At 73.6% G+C, this 20,412-nt stretch carries 9 protein-coding genes and 1 pseudogene; all 10 read left to right on the forward strand.

Annotation, left to right across the window (positions count from 1 at the left end; genetic code table 11):
* Window positions 1–27: 27 nt before the first annotated feature.
* Window positions 28–471, forward strand: a pseudogene (locus ACGFML_RS24405) (phosphopantetheine-binding protein); the annotation flags it as partial.
* The gene (locus tag ACGFML_RS24410; RefSeq protein ID WP_393546959.1) at window positions 468–6,122 is read left to right on the forward strand and encodes a type I polyketide synthase; all 5,655 of its coding nucleotides are present in this window, start codon (window positions 468–470) and stop codon (window positions 6,120–6,122) included. The pseudogene ACGFML_RS24405 and the gene ACGFML_RS24410, both read left to right, overlap by 4 nt.
* The gene (locus ACGFML_RS24415; protein WP_393546961.1) at window positions 6,119–12,355 is read left to right on the forward strand and encodes a type I polyketide synthase; all 6,237 of its coding nucleotides are present in this window, start codon (window positions 6,119–6,121) and stop codon (window positions 12,353–12,355) included. The genes ACGFML_RS24410 and ACGFML_RS24415 overlap by 4 nt, the downstream gene beginning before the upstream one ends.
* A 58-nt stretch (window positions 12,356–12,413) precedes the next feature.
* On the forward strand, window positions 12,414–13,631 hold the full coding sequence (locus ACGFML_RS24420) for a cytochrome P450 (protein WP_393546962.1): 1,218 nt from the start codon (window positions 12,414–12,416) through the stop codon (window positions 13,629–13,631).
* A gap of 53 nt (window positions 13,632–13,684) precedes the next feature.
* Window positions 13,685–14,149: a nuclear transport factor 2 family protein gene (locus tag ACGFML_RS24425; RefSeq protein ID WP_393546964.1), complete on the forward strand. Its 465-nt coding sequence runs from the start codon at window positions 13,685–13,687 to the stop codon at window positions 14,147–14,149.
* 112 nt (window positions 14,150–14,261) lie between these two features.
* The gene (locus ACGFML_RS24430) at window positions 14,262–15,062 is read left to right on the forward strand and encodes an oxidoreductase (RefSeq protein WP_393546966.1); all 801 of its coding nucleotides are present in this window, start codon (window positions 14,262–14,264) and stop codon (window positions 15,060–15,062) included.
* A 464-nt stretch (window positions 15,063–15,526) separates the two neighbouring features.
* The gene (locus ACGFML_RS24435; protein WP_393546968.1) at window positions 15,527–16,903 is read left to right on the forward strand and encodes a helix-turn-helix transcriptional regulator; all 1,377 of its coding nucleotides are present in this window, start codon (window positions 15,527–15,529) and stop codon (window positions 16,901–16,903) included.
* 278 nt (window positions 16,904–17,181) lie between these two features.
* Entirely contained in the window at window positions 17,182–18,486 is a 1,305-nt protein-coding gene (locus ACGFML_RS24440; protein ID WP_393547027.1) for a lysine N(6)-hydroxylase/L-ornithine N(5)-oxygenase family protein, read from the forward strand.
* A 33-nt stretch (window positions 18,487–18,519) separates the two neighbouring features.
* The gene (locus ACGFML_RS24445) at window positions 18,520–19,197 is read left to right on the forward strand and encodes an FMN-binding negative transcriptional regulator (protein ID WP_393546970.1); all 678 of its coding nucleotides are present in this window, start codon (window positions 18,520–18,522) and stop codon (window positions 19,195–19,197) included.
* On the forward strand, window positions 19,198–20,358 hold the full coding sequence (solA, locus tag ACGFML_RS24450; protein WP_393546972.1) for an N-methyl-L-tryptophan oxidase: 1,161 nt from the start codon (window positions 19,198–19,200) through the stop codon (window positions 20,356–20,358).
* The last annotated feature ends 54 nt before the right edge of the window (window positions 20,359–20,412 follow it).

Genomic DNA, 20,412 nt, shown 5'->3' on the forward strand with positions numbered 1-20,412 from the left:
CGGCTGCTGCTGGACCTGGTGCGCGCTCGGGCGGCCGACGCGCTGGGGCATCGCACCCCGGACCGGGTGCGCGCCGCGCTGGCGTTCAAGGACCTCGGATTCGATTCGATGGCCTCGCTGACCCTGCGCAACCGGCTCAACGAGGCCACCGGCCTGGCCCTGCCGACCACGGTGGTCTTCGACCACGCCACCCCCCTCGCGCTGGCGCGGTTCCTGCGTGCGGAGCTGGCGCCGGACGACGCACCCGCCACCGCGGTGCTCGACCAGGTGGAGCGGCTGGAGGCCGCCGTCGAGGCCATGGAGCCCGGCGCCGAGGCGCGCAGCCGCATCGTCGCCCGGCTGCGGACGCTGCTGTGGAAGTGGGACCGGCCCGGACGCGACTCGGCCGCGGCGCCGGGTGACGACGCGCTGACGTCGGCGACCGACGAGGAGATGTTCGACATCGTCAACAAGGAGCTCGGGATCTCGTGACCACCGCAGAGGACAAACTCCGCCAGTACCTGAAGCTCGTCACCACCGAGCTGCGGCAGACCCGTGCACGGCTCGACCACGCCGAGCAGCGGGAGCACGAGCCGGTCGCGATCGTGGCCATGGGGTGCCGCTTCCCCGGGGACGTCGAGTCCCCGGAAGGGCTGTGGCGGCTGGTCGCCGACGGCACCGACGCGGTGTCCGGGCTGCCGGAGGACCGGAACTGGGACCTGGCGGGCCTGTACGACCCGGAGCCCGGCCGACCGGGCAAGAGCTATGTGCGCACCGGCGCCTTCCTTGGCGATGCGTCAGGTTTCGATGCGGAGTTCTTCGGTATCAACCCGCGCGAGGCGCTGTCGATGGACCCGCAGCAGCGGCTGTGGCTGGAGGTCGTCTGGGAGGCACTGGAGCGGGCCGGCATCGACCCGGCGTCCCTGCGGGGCAGCCGCTCCGGGGTCTTCGTCGGGCTGACGCACCAGGGCTACGCCTTCCCCTCCCGGGTGAGCGCGAACGACGAGGTGGCCGGCTACCGGCTGACCGGCAGCACCGCGGCCGTGGCGGCCGGACGGACGTCCTACGTACTCGGGCTGACCGGCCCCGCGGTGACCGTCGACACCGCCTGCTCGTCCTCGCTGGTGGCGCTGCACCAGGCGTGCCACGCGCTGCGCGCCGGGGAGTGCTCCCTGGCCCTGGCCGGTGGGGTGACGGTGATGTCCACCCCGAACGCCTTCGTGGAGTTCAGCCGGCAGCGCGGGATGGCCGCGGACGGCCGGTGCAAGTCGTTCGCCGCGGCGGCCGACGGCACCGGCTGGGGCGAGGGCGCCGGGGCGCTGGTGCTGGAGAGGCTGTCGGACGCGCGGCGCAACGGGCACCCGGTGCTGGCCGTGATCCGCGGCTCGGCGGTCAACCACGGCGGCGCCGGGAACGGCCTGACCGCGCCCAACGGCCCGTCCCAACAGCGGCTGATCGACGAGGCGCTGGCCGACGCGCGGCTGTCGCCCGCCGATGTCGACGCGGTCGAGGCCCACGGGACGGGGACGACCCTCGGCGACCCGATCGAGGCCCGGGCGCTGCTGGCGACCTACGGCCAGGGGCGCGCGCAGGACCGCCCGCTGTGGCTGGGGTCGGTGAAGTCCAACATCGCGCACACCCAGGCGGCCTCCGGGGTCGCCGGGGTGATCAAGATGGTGATGGCGATGCGGCACGACCTGCTGCCGCGGACCCTGCACGTGGACGCGCCCACGCCGCACGTGGACTGGTCCACCGGCGCGGTGCGGCTGCTGGCCGAGGACCGGCGGTGGCCGGCGGACGACCGGCCGCGCCGGGCGGGAGTCTCGTCCTTCGGGGTCAGCGGCACCAACGCCCACGTCATCCTGGAACAGGCTCCCCCGGAGGAGGATGAGGCCGCCGACGACGGCGGCACCGCCGCTCCCGCGCAGAGCCCGGTCCTGGCCGGCCCGTCGGCGCTGCCGTGGGTGGTGTCGGGGGCGAGTCGGCAGGCCCTGCGGGCGCAGGCGGCGCGGCTGGGCGCATACGCCGAGGAGCGGCCGGAGGCGTCCGACGCGGACATCGGCCACTCCCTCGCCACCACCCGGTCCGCCCTCCCGTACCGGGCGGTCGTGGTCGGCGCCGACCGCGCCGGGCTGGTGGCGGGTCTCGCGGCGCTGTCCGCAGGGGAGGAGTCCCCGGCGGTCGTCGCCGGCCTGACGCGCGACGACGCGCCGGACGCCGGCGCCCCGGCCGGAGGGGAGAAGACCGTGTTCGTCTTCCCCGGCCAGGGTTCTCAGTTCGCCGGGATGGCCGCCGGACTGCTGGCGACCTCGCCGGTGTTCCGGGAGGCCGTCGAGGAGTGCGCGGCGGCGCTGGCGCCGCATGTGGACTGGTCGCTGCTCGACGTGCTGCGCGGCGACGCGGACGACGACTGGCTGGAGCGGGTGGACGTCGTGCAGCCCGCGCTGTTCGCGGTGATGGTGTCGCTGACCGCCCTGTGGCGCTCGGTGGGCGTGGAACCGGACGCGGTGGTGGGCCACTCGCAGGGTGAGATCGCCGCGGCGCACGTCGCGGGCATCCTGTCGCTGGAGGACGCCGCCCGGGTGGTGGCGCTGCGCAGCAAGGCGCTGCGGGCGCTGGCCGGCCGCGGCGGCATGGTCACCGTCGCGCTGGGCGAGGCCGAGACCACCGCGCTCCTCGCGGGCCACGACGGCCGGTTGTCGGTGGCGGCGGTCAACAGCCCGTCCTCGGTGGTGGTGTCCGGTGACGCGGCGGCGCTCGACGACCTGCTGGCCCGGTGCGCCGAGGACGGGGTGCGGACCCGCCGTGTCCCGGTGGACTACGCCTCGCACTCCCCGCACGTCGAGGAGGTGCGCGACGAGCTGCTGGCGGCATTGGCCGGCATCGAGCCCCGGCCCGCGCGGGTGGCGTTCTGTTCGACGGTCACCGGCGGCTTCCCCCAGGCCGGTGAGCTGGGGGCCGAGTACTGGTACCGCAACCTGCGTCGACCGGTGCGGCTGGCGGAGGTCACCCAGGGCCTGGCGCAGCAGGGGTACGGCGTGTTCCTGGAGGTCAGCCCGCATCCGGTGCTGACGGTCCCGGTCCAGGAGACGCTGGACCACGCCGAGGTGCCCGACGCCCTGGTGACCGGATCGCTGCGCCGCGACGACGGCGGGCCGGAGGGGTTCCTGCGGGCGGCGGGCCGGCTGTACGTGCACGGCGTCCCGGTCGACTGGGCACCGGTGTTCGCGCACCGCGCGCCCCGACGGGTGGGTCTGCCGACGTACGCCTTCCAGCGGCAGAGCTACTGGCTGGACGACCGGGACGCGGGCGCCGACGTCGCGGCGGCCGGTCTCGCGGCGGCCGGTCTCGCGGCGGGCCGGCACCCGCTCGTCGGCGCGGTCGTCGCCGGCGCCACCGGCGACGGGCTGGTGCTCAGCGGGCGGATCTCCACCCGGAGCCAGCCGTGGCTCGCCGATCACGCGGTGCACGGCACGGTACTGCTCCCCGGTACGGCGTTCCTCGAACTCGCCTGCCACGCAGGCGAGTTGCTGGGCGCCCGGCGGGTGCAGGAGCTGACGATCCAGGCGCCGCTGGTGCTGCCCGAGGACGGCGAGGTGACCCTGCAGGTGGTGGCCGACGGCCGGGGCGACGCGGACGAGTGGACCGTCAGCGTGCACTCCCGGTCCGGGGACGACGAGCCCTGGATCCAGCATGCGAGCGGCGTCCTCACCGAGGACGAGCAGAGCGCGGCACCGGAGCGGGGGGCCTGGCCCCCGCCGGGCGCGGTCGCGGTCGACGTGGCCGACCACTACGCCCGGCTGGCCGACCGGGGCTATGCGTACGGGCCGGCCTTCCAGGGGCTGCGCGCGGCCTGGCGGCTGGGCGACTCGATCCACGCCGAAGTACGCCTGGACGAGGAACAGCGCGCCGACGCCGAGTCGTTCGGCCTGCACCCGGCGCTGCTGGACGCGGCCCTGCACGCCCTCGCCCTGGCCACCGGGGTGGACGGTGCGGGGGACGCGCAGACGCGGCCCGCCCTGCTCCCGTTCTCCTGGAACCAGGTCTCCCTGCACGCCGTCGGGGCGTCGGAGCTGCGGGTGTCGCTGACGCCGCAGGGGACGGACGCCGTCACGCTCACCCTCGCCGACCCGGACGGGAACCCGGTCGCGTCGGTGGAGTCGCTGGCGCTGCGGCCGATCGACCCCGCGCAGGTGGCCCCCGCCCGCCCGTCCCGGCACGACGGGCTCTTCCGGCTCACCTGGCCGGCCGCGCCGGCCACCGGGCAGGCCCCGCAGGGCGATTGGGCGCTGGTGGGCCCCGGCGGTGGCCTCGAGGAGAGCCCGGAGCGGCCGGACGGGGTGCGGCGCCACCTCGACCTGGCCGCGCTGGGCGAGAGCGTCCGCGCGGGCCGGCCGGAGCCCGGGGTCGTGGTGGTGTCCTGCGCCCCGGACGCGGGGACCGGCGACGACACCGCGGACCACGACCGTTCGGCTGCGGTGCGCGCGCTGCGGCTGCTGCAGGAGTTCCTCGCCGACGAACGGCTCATGGCGGCTCGGATGGTGTTCGTGACCCGTGGCGCGGTGGCGGCGAGCTCGTCGGAGGCCCCGGACGCCGCCCAGGCCGCGGTCTGGGGACTCGTACGGACGGCGCAGACCGAGCACCCCGACCGCTTCGTCCTGGTGGACCTCGACGCCTCCCGACCGCCCGCCGGGCAGCTGGCCGCGGCACTGGCCACCGGCGAGCCCCAGGTCGCCGTGCGCGCGGGCGAGGCCCTCGTGCCGCGGCTGGCCGAGGCGGGCGGGCCGGCGGAACGGGGCGGGGCGGACCGGCCGTTCGCCGGCGGCACGGTCCTGATCACCGGCGGCACCGGAATGCTCGGCACTCTGATGGCCCGTCATCTGGTGACCGCGCACGGCGCCACCCGGCTGCTGCTGGTCGGCCGCCAGGGGCCCGCGGCCCCGAACGCCGCGGAGCTGGTGGCGGAGCTGGCCGCGCTGGGTGCCACCGCCGAGGTGGCCGCGTGCGACGTGGCCGACCGCGACGCCCTGGCAGCGGTGCTGGCGGGTATCCCCGCGAGCGCCCCGCTGACCGCCGTGATCCACACGGCGGGGGTGCTGGACGACGCGGTGGTGACCGCCGTGACACCCCAGGCGCTGGACCGCGTCGCCCGCCCGAAGGTCGACGCGGCGGTGCACCTCGACGCGCTGACCCGCGCAGCGGACCTGTCGGCGTTCGTGCTGTTCTCGTCGGCCTCGGGGACCCTCGGCACTGCGGCCCAGGCCGCGTACGCCGCGGCGAACGCCGCCCTGGACGCGCTGGCCCAGCGCCGCCGGGCCGACGGCCTGCCCGCCACCTCCCTGGCCTGGGGCTTCTGGGAGCAGCAGAGCGCGATGACCGGCCACCTGGGCGAGGCCGACCTGGCCCGGATCTCCCGGTCCGGCATGCGGCCGCTCTCCGCGGAACAGGGCGTGGAGCTCTTCGACCGGGCGCTGGCGGTCGGAGACGCGGTGCTGGCGCCGATGCTGATCGACGCCGCGGCGCTGCGCGCGCGAGCCGCGTCCGGTGCCGTCCCGCCGGTGCTGCGTGCCCTCGCGGGCCCCGCGGTGCGCAGGAGGGCGGCCGCCGGCCGCGGCCAGGGCCCGGCCGCACCGGCCGCGGTCGAGGGCCTGGCGGCGATGTCCGGGCCCGAACGCGAGCAGGCGTTGCTGGGGCTCGTCCGCACCACGGTGGCGACGGTGCTGGGACACCGGTCCCCGGACGATGTGCCGGGCACCCGGGGCTTCCTGGAGATGGGGTTCGACTCGCTCACCGCGGTCGAGCTGCGCAACCGGCTCGCCGCCGCGACCGGACTGCGCCTGCCCACCACCCTCGTCTTCGACCACCCCACGCCGCACGCCGTCGCCGGCCACCTCGGCGCGCTGCTGGCCCCGGACGGGGACGGGTCGCCACAGTCCGTGCTCGCCGGCCTCGACCGGCTGGCGGCCGGGCTGCGGGACGCGCCGCACGACGACGAGGTGCGCAAGGAGGCGGTGGCGCGGCTGGCGGAGCTGCTGGACGAGCTCACCGGGGACGACGCACCGGCCGACGGCCCCCAGCTCGACACCGCGACCGACGAGGAACTGTTCGACCTGGTCGACAACCGGTTCAGCAATGCCCATTGACCGGCCGCCGCGCCGGCTGTCTGAAAGGTGGGGAACGCATGGCGGATGAGAAGAAGCTCCGCGAATACCTCAAGCGGGCGATCGCCGAGGGGCAGCAGACCCGGCAGCGCCTGGAGGAGACCGAGGCCCGGGCCCGGGAACCGATCGCCGTGGTCGGCATGTCCTGCCGGTTCCCCGGTGGCGCCCGGAGCCCCGAGGACCTCTGGCGGCTGGTCGCCGACGGCCGCGACACGCTGTCCGGCCTGCCGACCGACCGGGGCTGGGACCTCGACCGACTGCTGTCGTCCGACGCCGAAGGGCCGGGGCGGTCGCACGCCGGGGTGGGCGGGTTCCTGTACGACTCGGCGGAGTTCGAGCCCGAGTTCTTCGGGATCAGCCCGCGCGAGGCACTGGCCATGGACCCGCAGCAGCGGCTGCTGCTGGAGCTCGCCTGGGAGGTGTTCGAGCGGGCCCGCATCGCGCCGGACAGCGTGCGCGGCAGCCGTACCGGCGTCTTCCTCGGGGTGATGTACAGCGACTACGGCGGGCGCTTCACCCAGGCACCGGAGGAGCTGGAGGGCTACCTCGGCAACGGCAGCGCCGGCAGCGTCGCCTCCGGCCGACTGTCGTACACCTTCGGGCTGGAGGGGCCCGCGGTGACGGTGGACACCGCCTGCTCGTCGTCGCTCGTGGCACTGCACCTGGCGAGCAACGCGCTGCGCACCGGCGAGTGTTCGCTGGCGCTGGCGGGCGGGGTGACGGTGATGTCCACCCCCGGGGTGTTCGTCGAGTTCAGCCGGCAGGGCGGCCTCGCGTCGGACGGCCGGTGCAAGTCGTTCGCCGCGGCCGCCGACGGCACCGGCTGGGGCGAGGGCGCCGGGATCCTGATGCTGGAGAAGCTGTCGGACGCGCGGCGCAACGGGCACCCGGTGCTGGCCGTGATCCGCGGCTCCGCGGTCAACCAGGACGGTGCCAGCAGCGGGCTGACCGCGCCCAACGGGCCCTCGCAACAGCGGGTGATCCGGCAGGCGTTGGCGCAGGCCCGGCTGTCGCCGGCCGAGGTCGACGCCGTGGAGGCGCACGGGACCGGGACCCGGCTCGGTGACCCCATCGAGGCGCAGGCCGTCCTCGCCACGTACGGCCCGGACCGCCCCGCCGACCGGCCGCTGTGGCTGGGGTCGGTGAAGTCCAACATCGGGCACACCCAGGCGGCGGCGGGCGTCGCCGGGGTGATCAAGACGGTGATGGCGATGCGGCACGGGATGCTGCCGGCGAGCCTGCACATCGACGAACCGACGCCGCACGTGGACTGGTCGGCCGGCGGCGTGCGGCTGCTGACGGAGAACCGCGCCTGGCCCTCGGGCGCCGGGCCCCGCCGGGCGGGCGTCTCCTCGTTCGGGGTCAGCGGCACCAACGCCCACGTCATCCTGGAACAGGCGCCCACCCCCGAGGACGACCACCCGGTGGACTCCGCGGCCGGAGTCGACGACGGCGTGGTCCTGCCGTGGCTGCTGTCCGCGAAGAGTGCGGACGCGCTGCGCGCGCAGGCCCGCGGTCTGGTGACGCACCTCGACGAACGGCCCGACGAGCGGCCCGTCGACACCGCCTGGTCGCTGAGCCGGCGTCCGGCGCTGGACCACCGCGCGATCGTGGTGGCCCGGGACCGGGCCCACCTGCGACGGGCCCTGGGCGCCCTGGCGGACGGGGCGGCCGCGCCCGGTCTGGTCCGCGGGACGTCCGGCGCGTCCGAGCTCGCGTTCCTGTTCACCGGCCAGGGCAGCCAGCGTCGGCAGATGGGCCAGGAGCTGTACACCGCGTTCCCGGCCTTCGCCGACGCGCTGGACACCGTCTTCGAGCACCTGGACGCCCATCTGGACCGCCCCCTCAAGGAAGTGATCTCCGGCGACGGGGGCGCGGACGGCCTGCTGGACCACACCGCATACGCCCAGCCGGCGCTGTTCGCGTTCGAGGTGGCGCTGTTCCGGTTGCTGGAACGCTGGGGCGTGCGGCCGGACTTCGTCGCGGGCCACTCGATCGGCGAACTGGCCGCGGCACACGCCGTCGGCGTGCTGTCCCTGCCGGACGCCGCGCTGCTGGTGGCGGAGCGCGGGCGGCTGATGCAGCAGATGCCCGCCGGTGGCGCGATGGTGGCCGTCCAGGCCGGCGAGGCGGAGGTGCTGCCGTTCCTGGAGGACTTCCACGGCAAGGCCACCGTCGCGGCCGTCAACGGACCGTCCTCGGTCGTCATCAGCGGCGACGAGGCGGCGGTGGAGGAGAGCGCGCGGTGGTTCGCCGCGCGCGGGCGCAAGACCCGCCGGCTCCAGGTGAGCCACGCCTTCCACTCCCCCCACATGGAAGGGATGCTCGCGGAGTTCCGCCAGGTCGCGCAGGGGCTGGACTTCCGGCCGCCGCGCACCCCCCTGGTCTCCACCCTGACCGGGGACGTGGTCTCCGCCCAGGAGCTGGGCTCGCCCGACTACTGGGTGCGGCACGCGCGCCACGCGGTGCGGTTCCTGGACGCCGTGCGCACGCTCGAGGCCCGGGGCGCGGGCCGGTTCCTGGAACTGGGGCCGGACGGGGTGCTCACCGCCATGGCGCAGGGCTGCCTGGCGGACGGCGACGCGGTACTGGCGGCGACCGCGCGGGCCGACCGGTCGGAGGAGGAGACGCTGGTCGCCGCCGTGTCGCGGCTGCATGCGCACGGCACTCCGGTGGACTGGGGCGCCTACTTCGCCGGCACCGGCTCCCGGCCGGTGGACCTGCCGACCTATCCGTTCCAGCGCCGGCGCTTCTGGCTCGACCCGGTCGGGCAGCCGGGCGGGGCGCCGCACCTGGCGGGTCTGCGCGACGTCGGCCACGCGCTGCTCGGCGCCGCCGTCGACCTGCCGACGGGCGGGGCCACCCTCTTCACCGGCCGACTGTCGACGGCGGACCACCCCTGGCTCGCCGACCACACGGTGCTCGGCACTTCGGTGCTGCCCGGGACGGCGCTGGTGGACCTGGCGCTGGCCGCCGGCCGGGAGTCCGGTACGACGGCCGTCGAGGAACTCACCCTGGAGGCGCCGCTGGTGCTCGCCGAGGACGGCGCCGTGCACGTGCAGGTGCTCCTCGACGCTCCGGACGACTCCGGGCGCCGTCCGGTGACCATCTACTCCCGGCCCGAGGAAGCGGACCTGCAGGACGCACGGACGCGCCACGCCACCGGCCTGCTCGCCACCCCGGCCGAACCGGAGCCGCCGCGCCTCGCGGTGTGGCCGCCCGAGGGCGCCACCGAGGTCGGTACCGACGGCCTCTACGACGACCTGGCCGCCGCGGGCCTGGGCTACGGGCCGATGTTCCGGGGCCTGCGGGCGGCGTGGCGGCGAGGCGCGGAGCTGTTCGCCGAGGTGGCGTTGCCCGAGGAGAACACCGCGGTGGCGGGCGGCGGGTTCGGCGTGCATCCGGCGCTCCTGGACGCTGCGCTGCACGGCGTCGGCCTGGGCGGTCTGATCGAGGCCGAGGGCGAGGCCCGGGTGCCGTTCGCCTGGAACGGCGTGGCGCTGCACCGCACCGGGGCCTGCGCACTGCGGGTCCGGCTGGCGCCTGCCGGGCCCGACAGCGTGACGGTGGCGGCGGCGGACGAGGACGGCCACCCGGTGGCCTCGGTCCGCTCCCTCGTCCTGCGGCCGGTCTCGCGCGAGCAGATCCGGTCCACCGGCGCGGTCCGGCGCGACGCGCTCTTCCGGATCGACTGGCCGGAGGCAGAGGCGCGGGAGGCGGCGCCGGTACGGCACGTGGCGGTCCTGGGCGCGGACGGCGCCGGGCCGGCCGCCGCGCTGGAGTCCGGCGGTGGCCGGGTCGCGCGGCACGCCGGCCTGGCGGAGCTGGGCGAGGCGCTCGCCGCGGGCGCGCCGGTGCCGGACGTGGTGGTGCTGGCCGTCGACGCGCACAGCGGGGCCGCGGATGTTGCGGCGGCGGGCCGGAGCACCGTCCACGAGGCGCTGGCGGCGGCCCAGGGCTGGCTGGCCGACAGCCGCTTCGCCGCCGGCAGGCTGGCCCTGGTGACCCGGGGCGCGGTGGCCACCGGCCACGGGGAGGACGGCCCGGCCCTGGCCCAGGCGCCGGTATGGGGGCTGATCCGGTCCGCGCAGACGGAGAACCCGGACCGCTTCGTGCTGCTCGACGTGGACGGCAGCGACGCGTCGCTGCGCGCGCTTCCCGCGGCGCTCGGCACCGGCGAGCCCCAGTTGGCGATCCGCGCGGGCAGGCTCCTCACCCCCCGGCTCGCCCGGGTGCCGGTGCCCGCCGCGCGGCAGGACCGCCCGCTCGACCCGGACGGCACGGTACTGGTCACCGGCGGAACCGGGGACCTCGGCGGGCAGGTCGCCCGCCGGCTGGTCACCCGGCACGGGGCGCGGCACCTGGTCCTCGCCGGCCGTCGCGGCCGAGCGGCGGACGGCGCGGCGGAGTTGGCCGCCGAGCTGACGGAACTGGGCGCACGCGTCACCGTCGCCGCCTGCGACGTGGGCGACCGGGACGCACTGGCGGACCTGCTGGCCGGCATCCCGGCCGCCCACCCCCTGACCGCCGTGGTGCACGCCGCCGGTGTGCTCGACGACGGCGTGCTCACCTCGCTGACCCCGGAGCGGGTGGACGCCGTCCTGCGGGCCAAGATGGACGCCGCCTCGTACCTGCACGAGTTGACCCGGGACGCGCCCCTGACGGCGTTCGTCCTGTTCTCCTCGGCGGCCGGGGTCCTGGGCGCCGCAGGCCAGGGCAACTACGCCGCGGCGAACGCCTTCCTCGACGCCCTCGCGCAGCACCGGGCCGCCCAAGGGCTGCCCGCGGTCTCGCTGGCCTGGGGGCCGTGGGAGGAGCAGCACGGCGGCATGGCCGGCACGCTGGGCGCCGGCGATCTCGCCCGGTTCTCGCGCACCGGCGTGGTCGCACTGTCCGCCGCGGAGGGCCTGGCGCTCTTCGACGCCGGCTGGGTCGGCGAGGAACCGCTGCTCGCCCCGGTGCGCCTGGACACCGCGGTGCTGCGCGGTACGGCGGGCCGGGCGGGGGTGCCGGCCGCCCTGCGCGGACTGGTGCCCCCGGCGAGCAGGCAACCGGCCCCGGTCGGTCGGCCGCTCGCCGACCTCGGGGAGCGGGAACGCGGGGCGGCACTGCGCGAGTTGGTGCGGACGCGGGCGGCCGGGGTGCTGGGCCACACCAGTCCGGAGGCCCTCGACGAGACCCGTCCGTTCCTGGAGTCCGGGTTCGACTCGCTGACCGCGGTGGAGCTGCGCAATGCGCTGAGCGAGGCGACGGGCCTGCGGCTGCCCGCCACGGTGGTGTTCGACAGCGCCACACCGGTGGCGCTCGCCGCCCGGCTGGACGAGCTGCTGGGCGCCGCCCGGCCCGGACAGGAGGGCGGCCCCGCGCAACCGGCGGACACCATCGACGCCTTGTACCGGAATGCCTGCGCGCAGGACAGGATCGGCGAGGCGAACGAGTTCCTGATGTCCGCGTCCACCCTTCGGCCGACCTTCACCGCCGAGGAGCGCCCCGGCGCCGCGGAGCCGCTGCGGCTGTCGAGCGGTCCCGAGCGTCCCGCCCTGATCTGCTTCCCGAGCGTCGGGGCGTCGTCCAGCCCCCTCCAGTACGCCCGCTTCGCCGCGGCGCTGGACGGGCTGCGCGAGGTGTCGGCGCTCCAGGTGCCGGGGTTCGTCGACGGCGAGCTGCTACCGGCCGACTTCCCGACGCTGGTGACGACCCAGGCCGAGGCCGTGCTGCGCTGCGCCGGCGACGCTCCGTACGCCCTGGCCGGGTACTCCTCCGGGGGCTGGCTGGCCAACGCCGTGGCGGCGGAGCTGGAGCGGCGCGGCAGCGGCCCGTCGGCCGTGGTGCTGCTGGACACCTACTTCCTCGACAGCCGGCTGCCGCTGATCCAGCCGGCGCTGACCCAGGGCATGTTCGACCGGGAGGCGGTGTTCGGCCGGATCGGGCACGTCCGGTGGACCGCGATGGGGGCGTATCTGCGGATGTTCGCGGACTTCGCCCCGGCCGCCACCCGGGCGCCCACGGTCCTCGTCCAGGCCACGGCCCCCATGCCCGCCGGTGCGGACGAGTCGGCCCCGCCGCCCGGCCCCGGGGAGCGCACCCTGCCGTTCCCGATGGCCGTGGCGGAGGTGCCCGGCGACCACTTCACGATCGTCGAGGACGACGCCGAAGCGGTCGCGCGCTCCGTACACGACTGGCTCACCGCCCGGTCCCGCCCTGCCGGCCGATGACGGCGCGAACGTCCCGAACACCCACGCTCCGCCCACTCCGAGACGAGAGAGAACCGACATGACCGAGACATCGATACCGGCCACCGAGGAACTGCACGAGTACCCGATGCAGCGGGGCTGCCCCTACCACCCGCCGACGGAGTACACCGAGCTCAGTAAGGAGGGCCCGCTCTCCCGAGTGCGGCTGTACGACGGGCGGTCGGCGTGGCTGGTGACCCAGCACAAGGAGACCCGCGAGATGTTCGCCGACGCCAAGCTGTTCTCCTCCGACCACGACAACCCGGCCTTCCCGATCCTCGCCGAACGGGAGAAGAACTTCCCCGAGTTCACCCAGGAGCTGTTCGGCCTGGACGGCGAGCCCCACAAGTCGCGCCGGCGCATGCTGTTGCCCCGCTTCACCGCCAAGCAGGTGGAGAAACTGCGGCCGATGATCCAGCAGGTGGCCGACGAGCTCATCGACGACCTGCTGCGGCACGAGACGCCGGTGGACCTGGTCGCGGTGCTGGGCCGGCCGCTGCCGTCGCGCGTGATCTGCAAGATGCTCGGTATCTCCTACGAGGAGCACGAGCTCTTCGAGGAGCACGCCCAGGGCATCATGCAGGCCCCGGACCTGGAGCAGGCCATCAGGGCCGGCCGGGAGCTCCTCGACTACCTGGTCCAGGTGGTGGACGCCAAGCAGCACAACCTCTCCGACGACCTGCTCAGCACGCTCATCAAGGAGCGGCTGAACACCGGGGAGTTGACCTCGATCGAGGTGTCCAAGCTCATGGTCGCGCTGCTGATCGGCGGTCAGGAGACGACCACCAGCATGATCGGCCTGGGCACCCTCACCCTGCTGGAGCACCCGGACCAGTTGGCGATGGTGCGCGAGGACCCGGGGCTGCTGCCCGGCGCGGTGGAGGAGCTGATGCGCTTCCTGTCGATCGCCGACCTGACCACGCTGCGGGTGGCCACCACCGACGTGGAGGTGGCCGGGCAGGTGATCAAGGAGGGGGACGGCGTCATCCTCTCGACCGCCGCGGCCAACCGCGACGACGCCGCCTTCGAGAACCCGGACGCCTTCGACATCCGCCGCTCGACCCAGGGCCACCTGGCCTTCGGGCACGGGCCGCACCGGTGCCTGGGAGAGAACCTCGCCCGGGCCGAGTTGGAGATCCTCTTCGGCACCCTCTTCACCCGCATCCCCACCCTGCGGCTGGCGGTGCCGATGGACGAGGTCTCCATGAAGGTCGGCATGACGCTGGAGGGCCTCCACGATCTCCCCGTCACCTGGTAGGGGCCACCGCCCCGCCCCACCCCGGCCGCAACCGTTCCCGTAAGGAAGCACGCATGGACGACCGTTACGCGATCATCGAGACCTGTGATCGCATGGGCTGGCACAGCGACCGTCACGAATGGGACAGGGCCACGGCCCTGTTCACCCCCGAGGTCCTCCTGGACTACACCAGTCTGCTCGGCGGGTCGCCGGACACCGTGTCGGCGGCGGGGCTGGTCGAGTCCTGGGCCGCGGTGCTCGGGGGCTACGACGCCTCCCAGCACCTGATGACCAATCACCTGGTGGCGCTCGACGGCGACGCCGCGGAGTGCACCGCCTCCTTCCAGGCCACCCACCGGCTGGAGAACCCCCTGGGCTCCCCGCTGTGGCGCATCGGCGGAACCTACCGTTTCCACCTGGTGCGTACGGGCGGCGGCTGGAAGATCGACGAGCTGGCGATGACGGTCCTCTGGTCCGAGGGCAACCAGGGCATCGCGGCCCTCGCCACGGAGCGCCAGGCGGCGAAGACCGGCCGCTGAGCACCATCCGTCGACTCCCCTTCCTACCCTGTGCGGGGAGCGCGCCGAGCCCGTGGCCGCGCTCCCCGACGGACCGATCACCCACGAACACTCACGAAGACAGGAGCTCAGCATGGCCCGTGGAAACGAGGCACCGGCAGGACTGGCGGGCAAGCGCGCGCTGGTGACGGGTGGCACCCGTGGCATCGGCCTGGCCGTCGTCCGACGACTGGCCGAGGAGGGCGCGACCGTGGTGACCACGGCGCGCAAGGAAGCGCCGGGGCTGCCGGATTCGGTACGTCTGGTGACCGCCGACGTGAGCACCCGGGAAGGTGTGGAGCACCTGGCGGAGACCGCGCTCGGGATACTCGGCGGCGTGGACATCCTGGTCAACAACGCGGGCGGGGCGAGCAGCGGCGGCATGCCGCACTTCGGCGGCCATGCGGCCATCCCCGACGAGGACTGGGTCGAGGCGCTGATGACGAACTACCTCGCCGCGGTGCGTCTGGACCGGGCCGTCCTGCCGTCGATGATCGAGCAGGGCAGCGGCGTGATCATCCAGATGGCGTCGACCGTCGCGCTGCGGCCGGCCGGCCCCCTGCTGCACTACGGGGCGGCGAAGGCGGCGCTCATCAACTACGCGAAGGGACTGGCGACCGAGGTCGCCCCGCACGGGGTGCGGGTCAACAGCGTGCTCCCCGGGCTGGTCAAGACGCCCGCCATGGACATGGTCGCGGAGAACATCATGGGGGCCACCGGGCAGGACGGCGACGCGGTCGTCCACATGATGGTCGAGGCGGAGGGCGCCCCGATGAAGGGCATCACGGAACCGGACGATGTCGCGGATCTCGTGGCCTTCCTGGCCTCGGACCGCGCGGCACGCATCACCGGCGCCGGGTATGTGATCGACGGGGGCGCGGTACCGCAGGTCTGAGCGTCCGGCGCGGGCCGCCGGGGTAGGGGCCGTTCGGGCCGGTGTCCTCGGGCACCGGCCCGAACGCCCGGGGCGGCCCGCTCCCTTGCGCGCGAAACGCGCGAACACTCCGGACTGCCGGGAATTTTCCCCGTCATGACGTGCCGTCGTTTTCACCCCACCACTGGCCGAAAATCGCCTACGGGAAAGGACGAGAAAGGACGTAAGGCCAAGTCTCCCCCCACTGTGGCCAGAGGGGAATCTTTTACAGGTGGGGCAGAAGGGTGTACAAAGTCTCCGGCCGCACTCCTTCGAGTACGCAGCATTACCGACCCGCGGGTCGTTTTGATTCCCCCTCTTCCGCTGCGGAGGCACTGACCTGGCATTCGTCGCGGAAGGTCGAGCGTGCGGAGGGCGGCCACCTCACCGCCCCACTGCGTAACGGCTGAGCTGGGGCAGCTGCCACTGTGACGGAGGACAGGAGCATGCCCGAGTCCGCACCCCCACCCAGCGACGCCTCGGCCGGCCGGGAAGAGCTCACTCCGCTCGAACTCATGGGTCTGGCGGGCCTGCTGCGGGCCTGGCGGGCCGCCGCCGGCGAGAAGCGCGGGCTCGGCCGGCCGCTCACCCAGAAAGAGGTGGCCCAGGCCATCGGCCGCAGCGTGCGCTGGTACATCGACCTCGAAGGCGGCGCCACGCCCCGCCTCGAACGGTGCATACTCGACGCGCTCACCCGGGAGCTGATGCTCGGCCCCGACCAGGAGACGACCCTCCATCTCTACGCGCTGGGCGGCGCCGTCACCACGACGAGTCCCGCCCTCAGCGCCGAGGCGGCGACCCTGCTGCAACTCCTGCTCGACCAGCAGATGCCCAGCCCGGCGTACATCAGCAACCTCAGCTGGGACATCATCGGCTACAACACCGCGATGGCCGAGTGGTACCCGTGGGTGCGGGAACGCGGCGCCAACCTCATGCGCTGGACGCTGCGCAGCAGGGAGGCCCGCCGGCAGTTCATCAACTGGGAGCACCACGCCGCCATCTACCTGGAACAGCTCCGCTTCGCCCTCGCCGAACACCCCCACAACCCCGAGCTGCAAAAACTGCTCGCCTACATCGTCCAGGACCCCGACTGCGAGCGGCTGTGGCACGCGAGCACCGAGGTCAGACGGAGCGGCGAGGGCCGCCACTTCTTCCAGGCGCTGCCCCGGCACGACTACGAGATCATCCACGTGGTGAGCAACGTCCTGTATCCGGCGGGCCTGCCCAACTCCCGGCTCGTCGTGATCACCTGGCTCAAGGAGGAGTGCGAACCGCAGGCGGCCAGGGACGCCACCCTCAAAGCGCCCTATCGCTCACAGGCGGCGAGCGGCTCGGCACACCGGCAGCACCCCACCGCCGGGCCCGGCCTGCTCGGCTCCGCACAGGAAGCAGCCGAGCTGGCCGGGCCCGGTGCCGTGCCGCTGCCCGTCATGAGCCGGCTCGCGGGCCCCTTGCGCCAACTCACCTTCTCGCCCGAGAAGAACACCGTCGTCTGGGCCGAACAGCAGGACGACGGGTGCTGGACCTTCCAGGAACTCGACCCGTACACCGTCCTCAAACGACTGCCCCGCAGCACCACTCCCATCGAAGCGCCCGAGGAGTACAAGCGACTCGTCCGGGCGCTGGTCCCCAGCGATCCGAAGGAGGCGGCGGAGCGGATAGACGTGCTCCTGCTCGACTACCTGGCACGACTCAGGCATCTCGCCGAAATGCGCCGGGAACTGAGCGAGCAGCACTCCGTCAAGGTCTCGCACACCGAACTGCTCGGTGCCGCGCTCAAACACCCGGACATTGTCAAGTTGCTGAAGGGCTCGGCCTGCTAGCCGAGTGACAAAAGGGCCCGCTCGACCGTCTTCCGGTGAGCGGGCCTTTCCCGTTTCCAGGCCCCGGGAGCCGCTTCACCAGGGACAACACTTCAGCCACACCGCCCCGGTGCGGGAGAATAGCCGATCCCCCCGGCCCACCGGAATAGGACCTATTACTCATGCAAGGGATCCTTGACGGTGGGTGGGCGGTCGCGCAGGCTCATGCCGAAATGCCTACGCCCTGAGTTTCAGGCCGCCTCTCCCTGGAGCACATCTTGCCAGAAAGCTCGGAAACAGTGCTCTCCGTTGCCCCGGCAGGCAATGATGACCGAGCACCGCTCGATGTCCTCGGCGTCGGATTCGGTCCGTCGAATCTGGCCCTCGCCATAGCTCTGCGGGAAACGCCCCATCCGCAGTCCGGGATACGTTTCTACGAACGGCACCCCCGATTTTCCTGGCACGGCGGCATGCTGCTCAAAGACGCCACCATGCAAGTGCACTTCCTCAAGGACCTGGTGACGCTGCGGAACCCCCGAAGCGAATTCACCTTCCTCACCTATCTGCAGAACCGGGGCCGGCTGGTCGACTTCATCAACCACAAGGCCCTGTATCCGAGCCGTGTCGAGTTCCACGACTACCTGGCGTGGGCCGCGGACGCGCTGACCGACCGCGTCAGCTACGGCCAGGAGGTCCGACGCATCGATCCGGTAGCGGCACCGGACGGTCCGAGCCGACTCGACGTGCGCCTCGGAACACCCGGTTCGCGCGACGCCGAGCACGTGGTACGCCGGACCAGGAACGTGGTGCTCGCCCCGGGGCTGCGGCCCTCCCTGCCGGAGGGCGTGGCCGAGTCGGAGCGGATATGGCACAGCAGCGGCCTGCTCGGCCGGCTCGAGAACCTGCCGTCCGGCGCGCCCTTGCGCTTCACCGTCGTAGGCGCCGGCCAGAGCGCGGCGGAGGTCACCGCCCATCTCCACGAGCGCTTTCCGCAGGGCCAGGTGCGGGCCGTCTTCGCGGGCTACGGATACAGCCCGGCGGACGATTCCCCGTTTGCCAACCGCATCTTCGACCCGGTCGCCGTGGACGATTTCCACCGCTCCTCGCATTCCGTCCGGGAAATGCTCATCGACCGGCACCGCAATACCAACTACTCGGTGGTCGACAACGAACTCATCACCGAGCTCTATCGCATCTGGTACCAGGAGAAGGTGACCACCGAGGAGCGATTGCTGATCGATCACACCTCCTGCCTCATCGACGTCGAAGAGCCCTCGGGTGGCCCCCTCTCGCTCACCTTCGAATCCCTCACCACCGGCGAGAAACGCAGTCTGGAATCCGACTACCTGGTGTACGCGACCGGCTATCGCCCGGTGTCACCGGACGAGTTGCTGAGCCCCGGCCTGCTGGGACTGTGCAAACGCGACATCACGGGCCGACTTCGCGTGGACCGGGACTACCGAATCCAAATGGAGGACGGCGTGCGCTGCGGAATCTATCTGCAGGGCGCCACCGAGCACACGCACGGCCTCTCCTCGACCCTGCTGTCCAACACGGCGGTGCGGGCCGGGGAGATCGCCGACTCGCTCCTGCGCCACCTCTAGGGCCACATTCCAGCCCCGAAGGAGAACCGCGATATGTACGTGCCCGCGCATTACCAGGGGAGTTCGGCGGCAGCGGTGGACGTCGTACGCGCCGGCCCCCTGGCCACTCTCGTCACGGGCGCGGACCCGGTGCCGTACGTCACCCACCTGCCGGCCGTCCTGCCCGAGGACGTGGCCGAGGCCCTCGCGAGCGGGCCCGCGGACCTGCGGGGCCACCGGGTGCTCGGGCATCTGAACCGGGCCAACCCGCACTGGCGCCACCTCACGGCCGGACAGCCTTCCGTGCTGGTCTTCCAGGGACCCGGCGGATACGTCTCCCCCGACGTCTACGGATACCACCCGGCCGCGCCCACCTGGAACTTCACGGCCGTGCACCTACGGGGGACGGTCCATCCGCTGCCGGCCGGCGACGAGACCCGACGGGTGATCCACCGCACGGTGCACCAGCTCGAGGGCCGCTTCGGACGCCAGTGGGACATGGCCGAATCCCTCGACTACTTCGACAAGATCCTGCCCGCTGTGGGCGCCTTCGAACTGCATGTGGAAGAGGTCGACGGAATGTTCAAACTCAGTCAGGAACTCACCCCCGAGACCCGGGACAGAACCACGCGGCACTTCGCCGCCAGCCCGCACGGCACACATCGGGAACTGGCGCGCGACATGGCGCGATGGACCACAGCCGCCTGCCCGCTGTCCGACGGGAGCCGATGAATGGTGGAGCACTACGACGTCGCGGTGGTGGGCCTGGGCGCCCTCGGCAGCGCCGCCTGCAACGCACTGTCCGCGGCCGGCCTCACGGTCCTCGGAGTCGAGCGCTACGGCCCGGTCCATGACCAGGGCGCCAGCCATGGCGAGTCCCGCGGCGTCTGGCAGGCGTACTTCATGGGCCCCGAGTACGTGCCCTACCTGCGCCGCGCCTACACCCTGTGGTCGGAGCTGGAGGAGGCGAGCGGCGAGCGCCTGTTCCACCGCACCGGCGGCCTGTGCGTCGGTCCCGCGGACGGCGCCCTGGTGCCGGCGGCCCGGGCCAGCGCCGAGAAGTGCGGACTCGAACACGAGTACCTCACCGCGGACGAAGTGCACGCCCGATACCCACAGTTCACCCCGCCCGACGACTGCGCCGCGGTCTACGACCCGGGCTCCGGATACGTACAGCCCGAGCAGACCGTCCGGGTCGCGCTGGAGCTCGCCACGCGGCAGTCCGCCGCGCTGCGCTTCCACGAAGAGGTGCGGGAGATCGTCGAGCACCACGACGGGGCGCGGCTGCGCACCGACCGGGGGACCTACGAGGTGGGGCACGTCGTGGTGACCGCCGGCTGCTGGGCACCGGGCCTGCTGCCCGAACTCGCCCTGCCCGTGCAGGTGCTGCGCAAGGTGATGCTGTGGTTCGAGCCCGAGGGCGGCGCGGCTCACTTCCAGCCCGGCCGGTTCCCGTACTGGATATGGGAGGGCGAGGGCATGGTCGGCTACGGGCACCCCGCCGCGAACGGCCTGCACGGCGGCGTGAAAGCGGGCGTGCACAGCGGCGGCACCCCCACCGACCCGGACCTCGTGGACCGCTTCGTGCAGCGGAGCGAGATCGCCGAGATCCAGGACTTCCTGCGTACGCGTATCCCCCGGCTCGGCGCGGGCCGGTACCGCAGGAGCGCCGTCTGCCTCTACGACAACACCCCGGACCAGGCGTTCGTCATCGGTCCGGCGTCCGAACACGGCCGCATCGTCGTGGCGGCGGGCACCTCGGGCCATGCGTTCAAGTTCGCACCGGCCATCGGCGAATCCCTGATGGAGATCGTCAAGGACGGATCGCCCCGCCAGGACCTCGCGCTCTTCGACCCGGCTCGCTTCGGTGCCGCCGGCCGGAAGCCGCAGTAGGGCCACACCGCTTTCCCCGGACGCCACCTCGCGATGCCGGTCATCAATCCAAGG

Origin of the sequence: Streptomyces sp. NPDC048650 (assembly GCF_043199095.1) — a bacterium.
Classification (GTDB): domain Bacteria; phylum Actinomycetota; class Actinomycetes; order Streptomycetales; family Streptomycetaceae; genus Streptomyces.

Coding starts and splice junctions, on each gene's coding strand:
- ACGFML_RS24430 (WP_393546966.1), top strand. CDS start 14,262: ATGGCCCGTGGAAACGAGGCACCGGCAGGACTGGCGGGCAAGCGCGCG.
- ACGFML_RS24445 (WP_393546970.1), top strand. CDS start 18,520: ATGTACGTGCCCGCGCATTACCAGGGGAGTTCGGCGGCAGCGGTGGAC.
- ACGFML_RS24420 (WP_393546962.1), top strand. CDS start 12,414: ATGACCGAGACATCGATACCGGCCACCGAGGAACTGCACGAGTACCCG.
- solA (WP_393546972.1), top strand. CDS start 19,198: ATGGTGGAGCACTACGACGTCGCGGTGGTGGGCCTGGGCGCCCTCGGC.
- ACGFML_RS24435 (WP_393546968.1), top strand. CDS start 15,527: ATGCCCGAGTCCGCACCCCCACCCAGCGACGCCTCGGCCGGCCGGGAA.
- ACGFML_RS24425 (WP_393546964.1), top strand. CDS start 13,685: ATGGACGACCGTTACGCGATCATCGAGACCTGTGATCGCATGGGCTGG.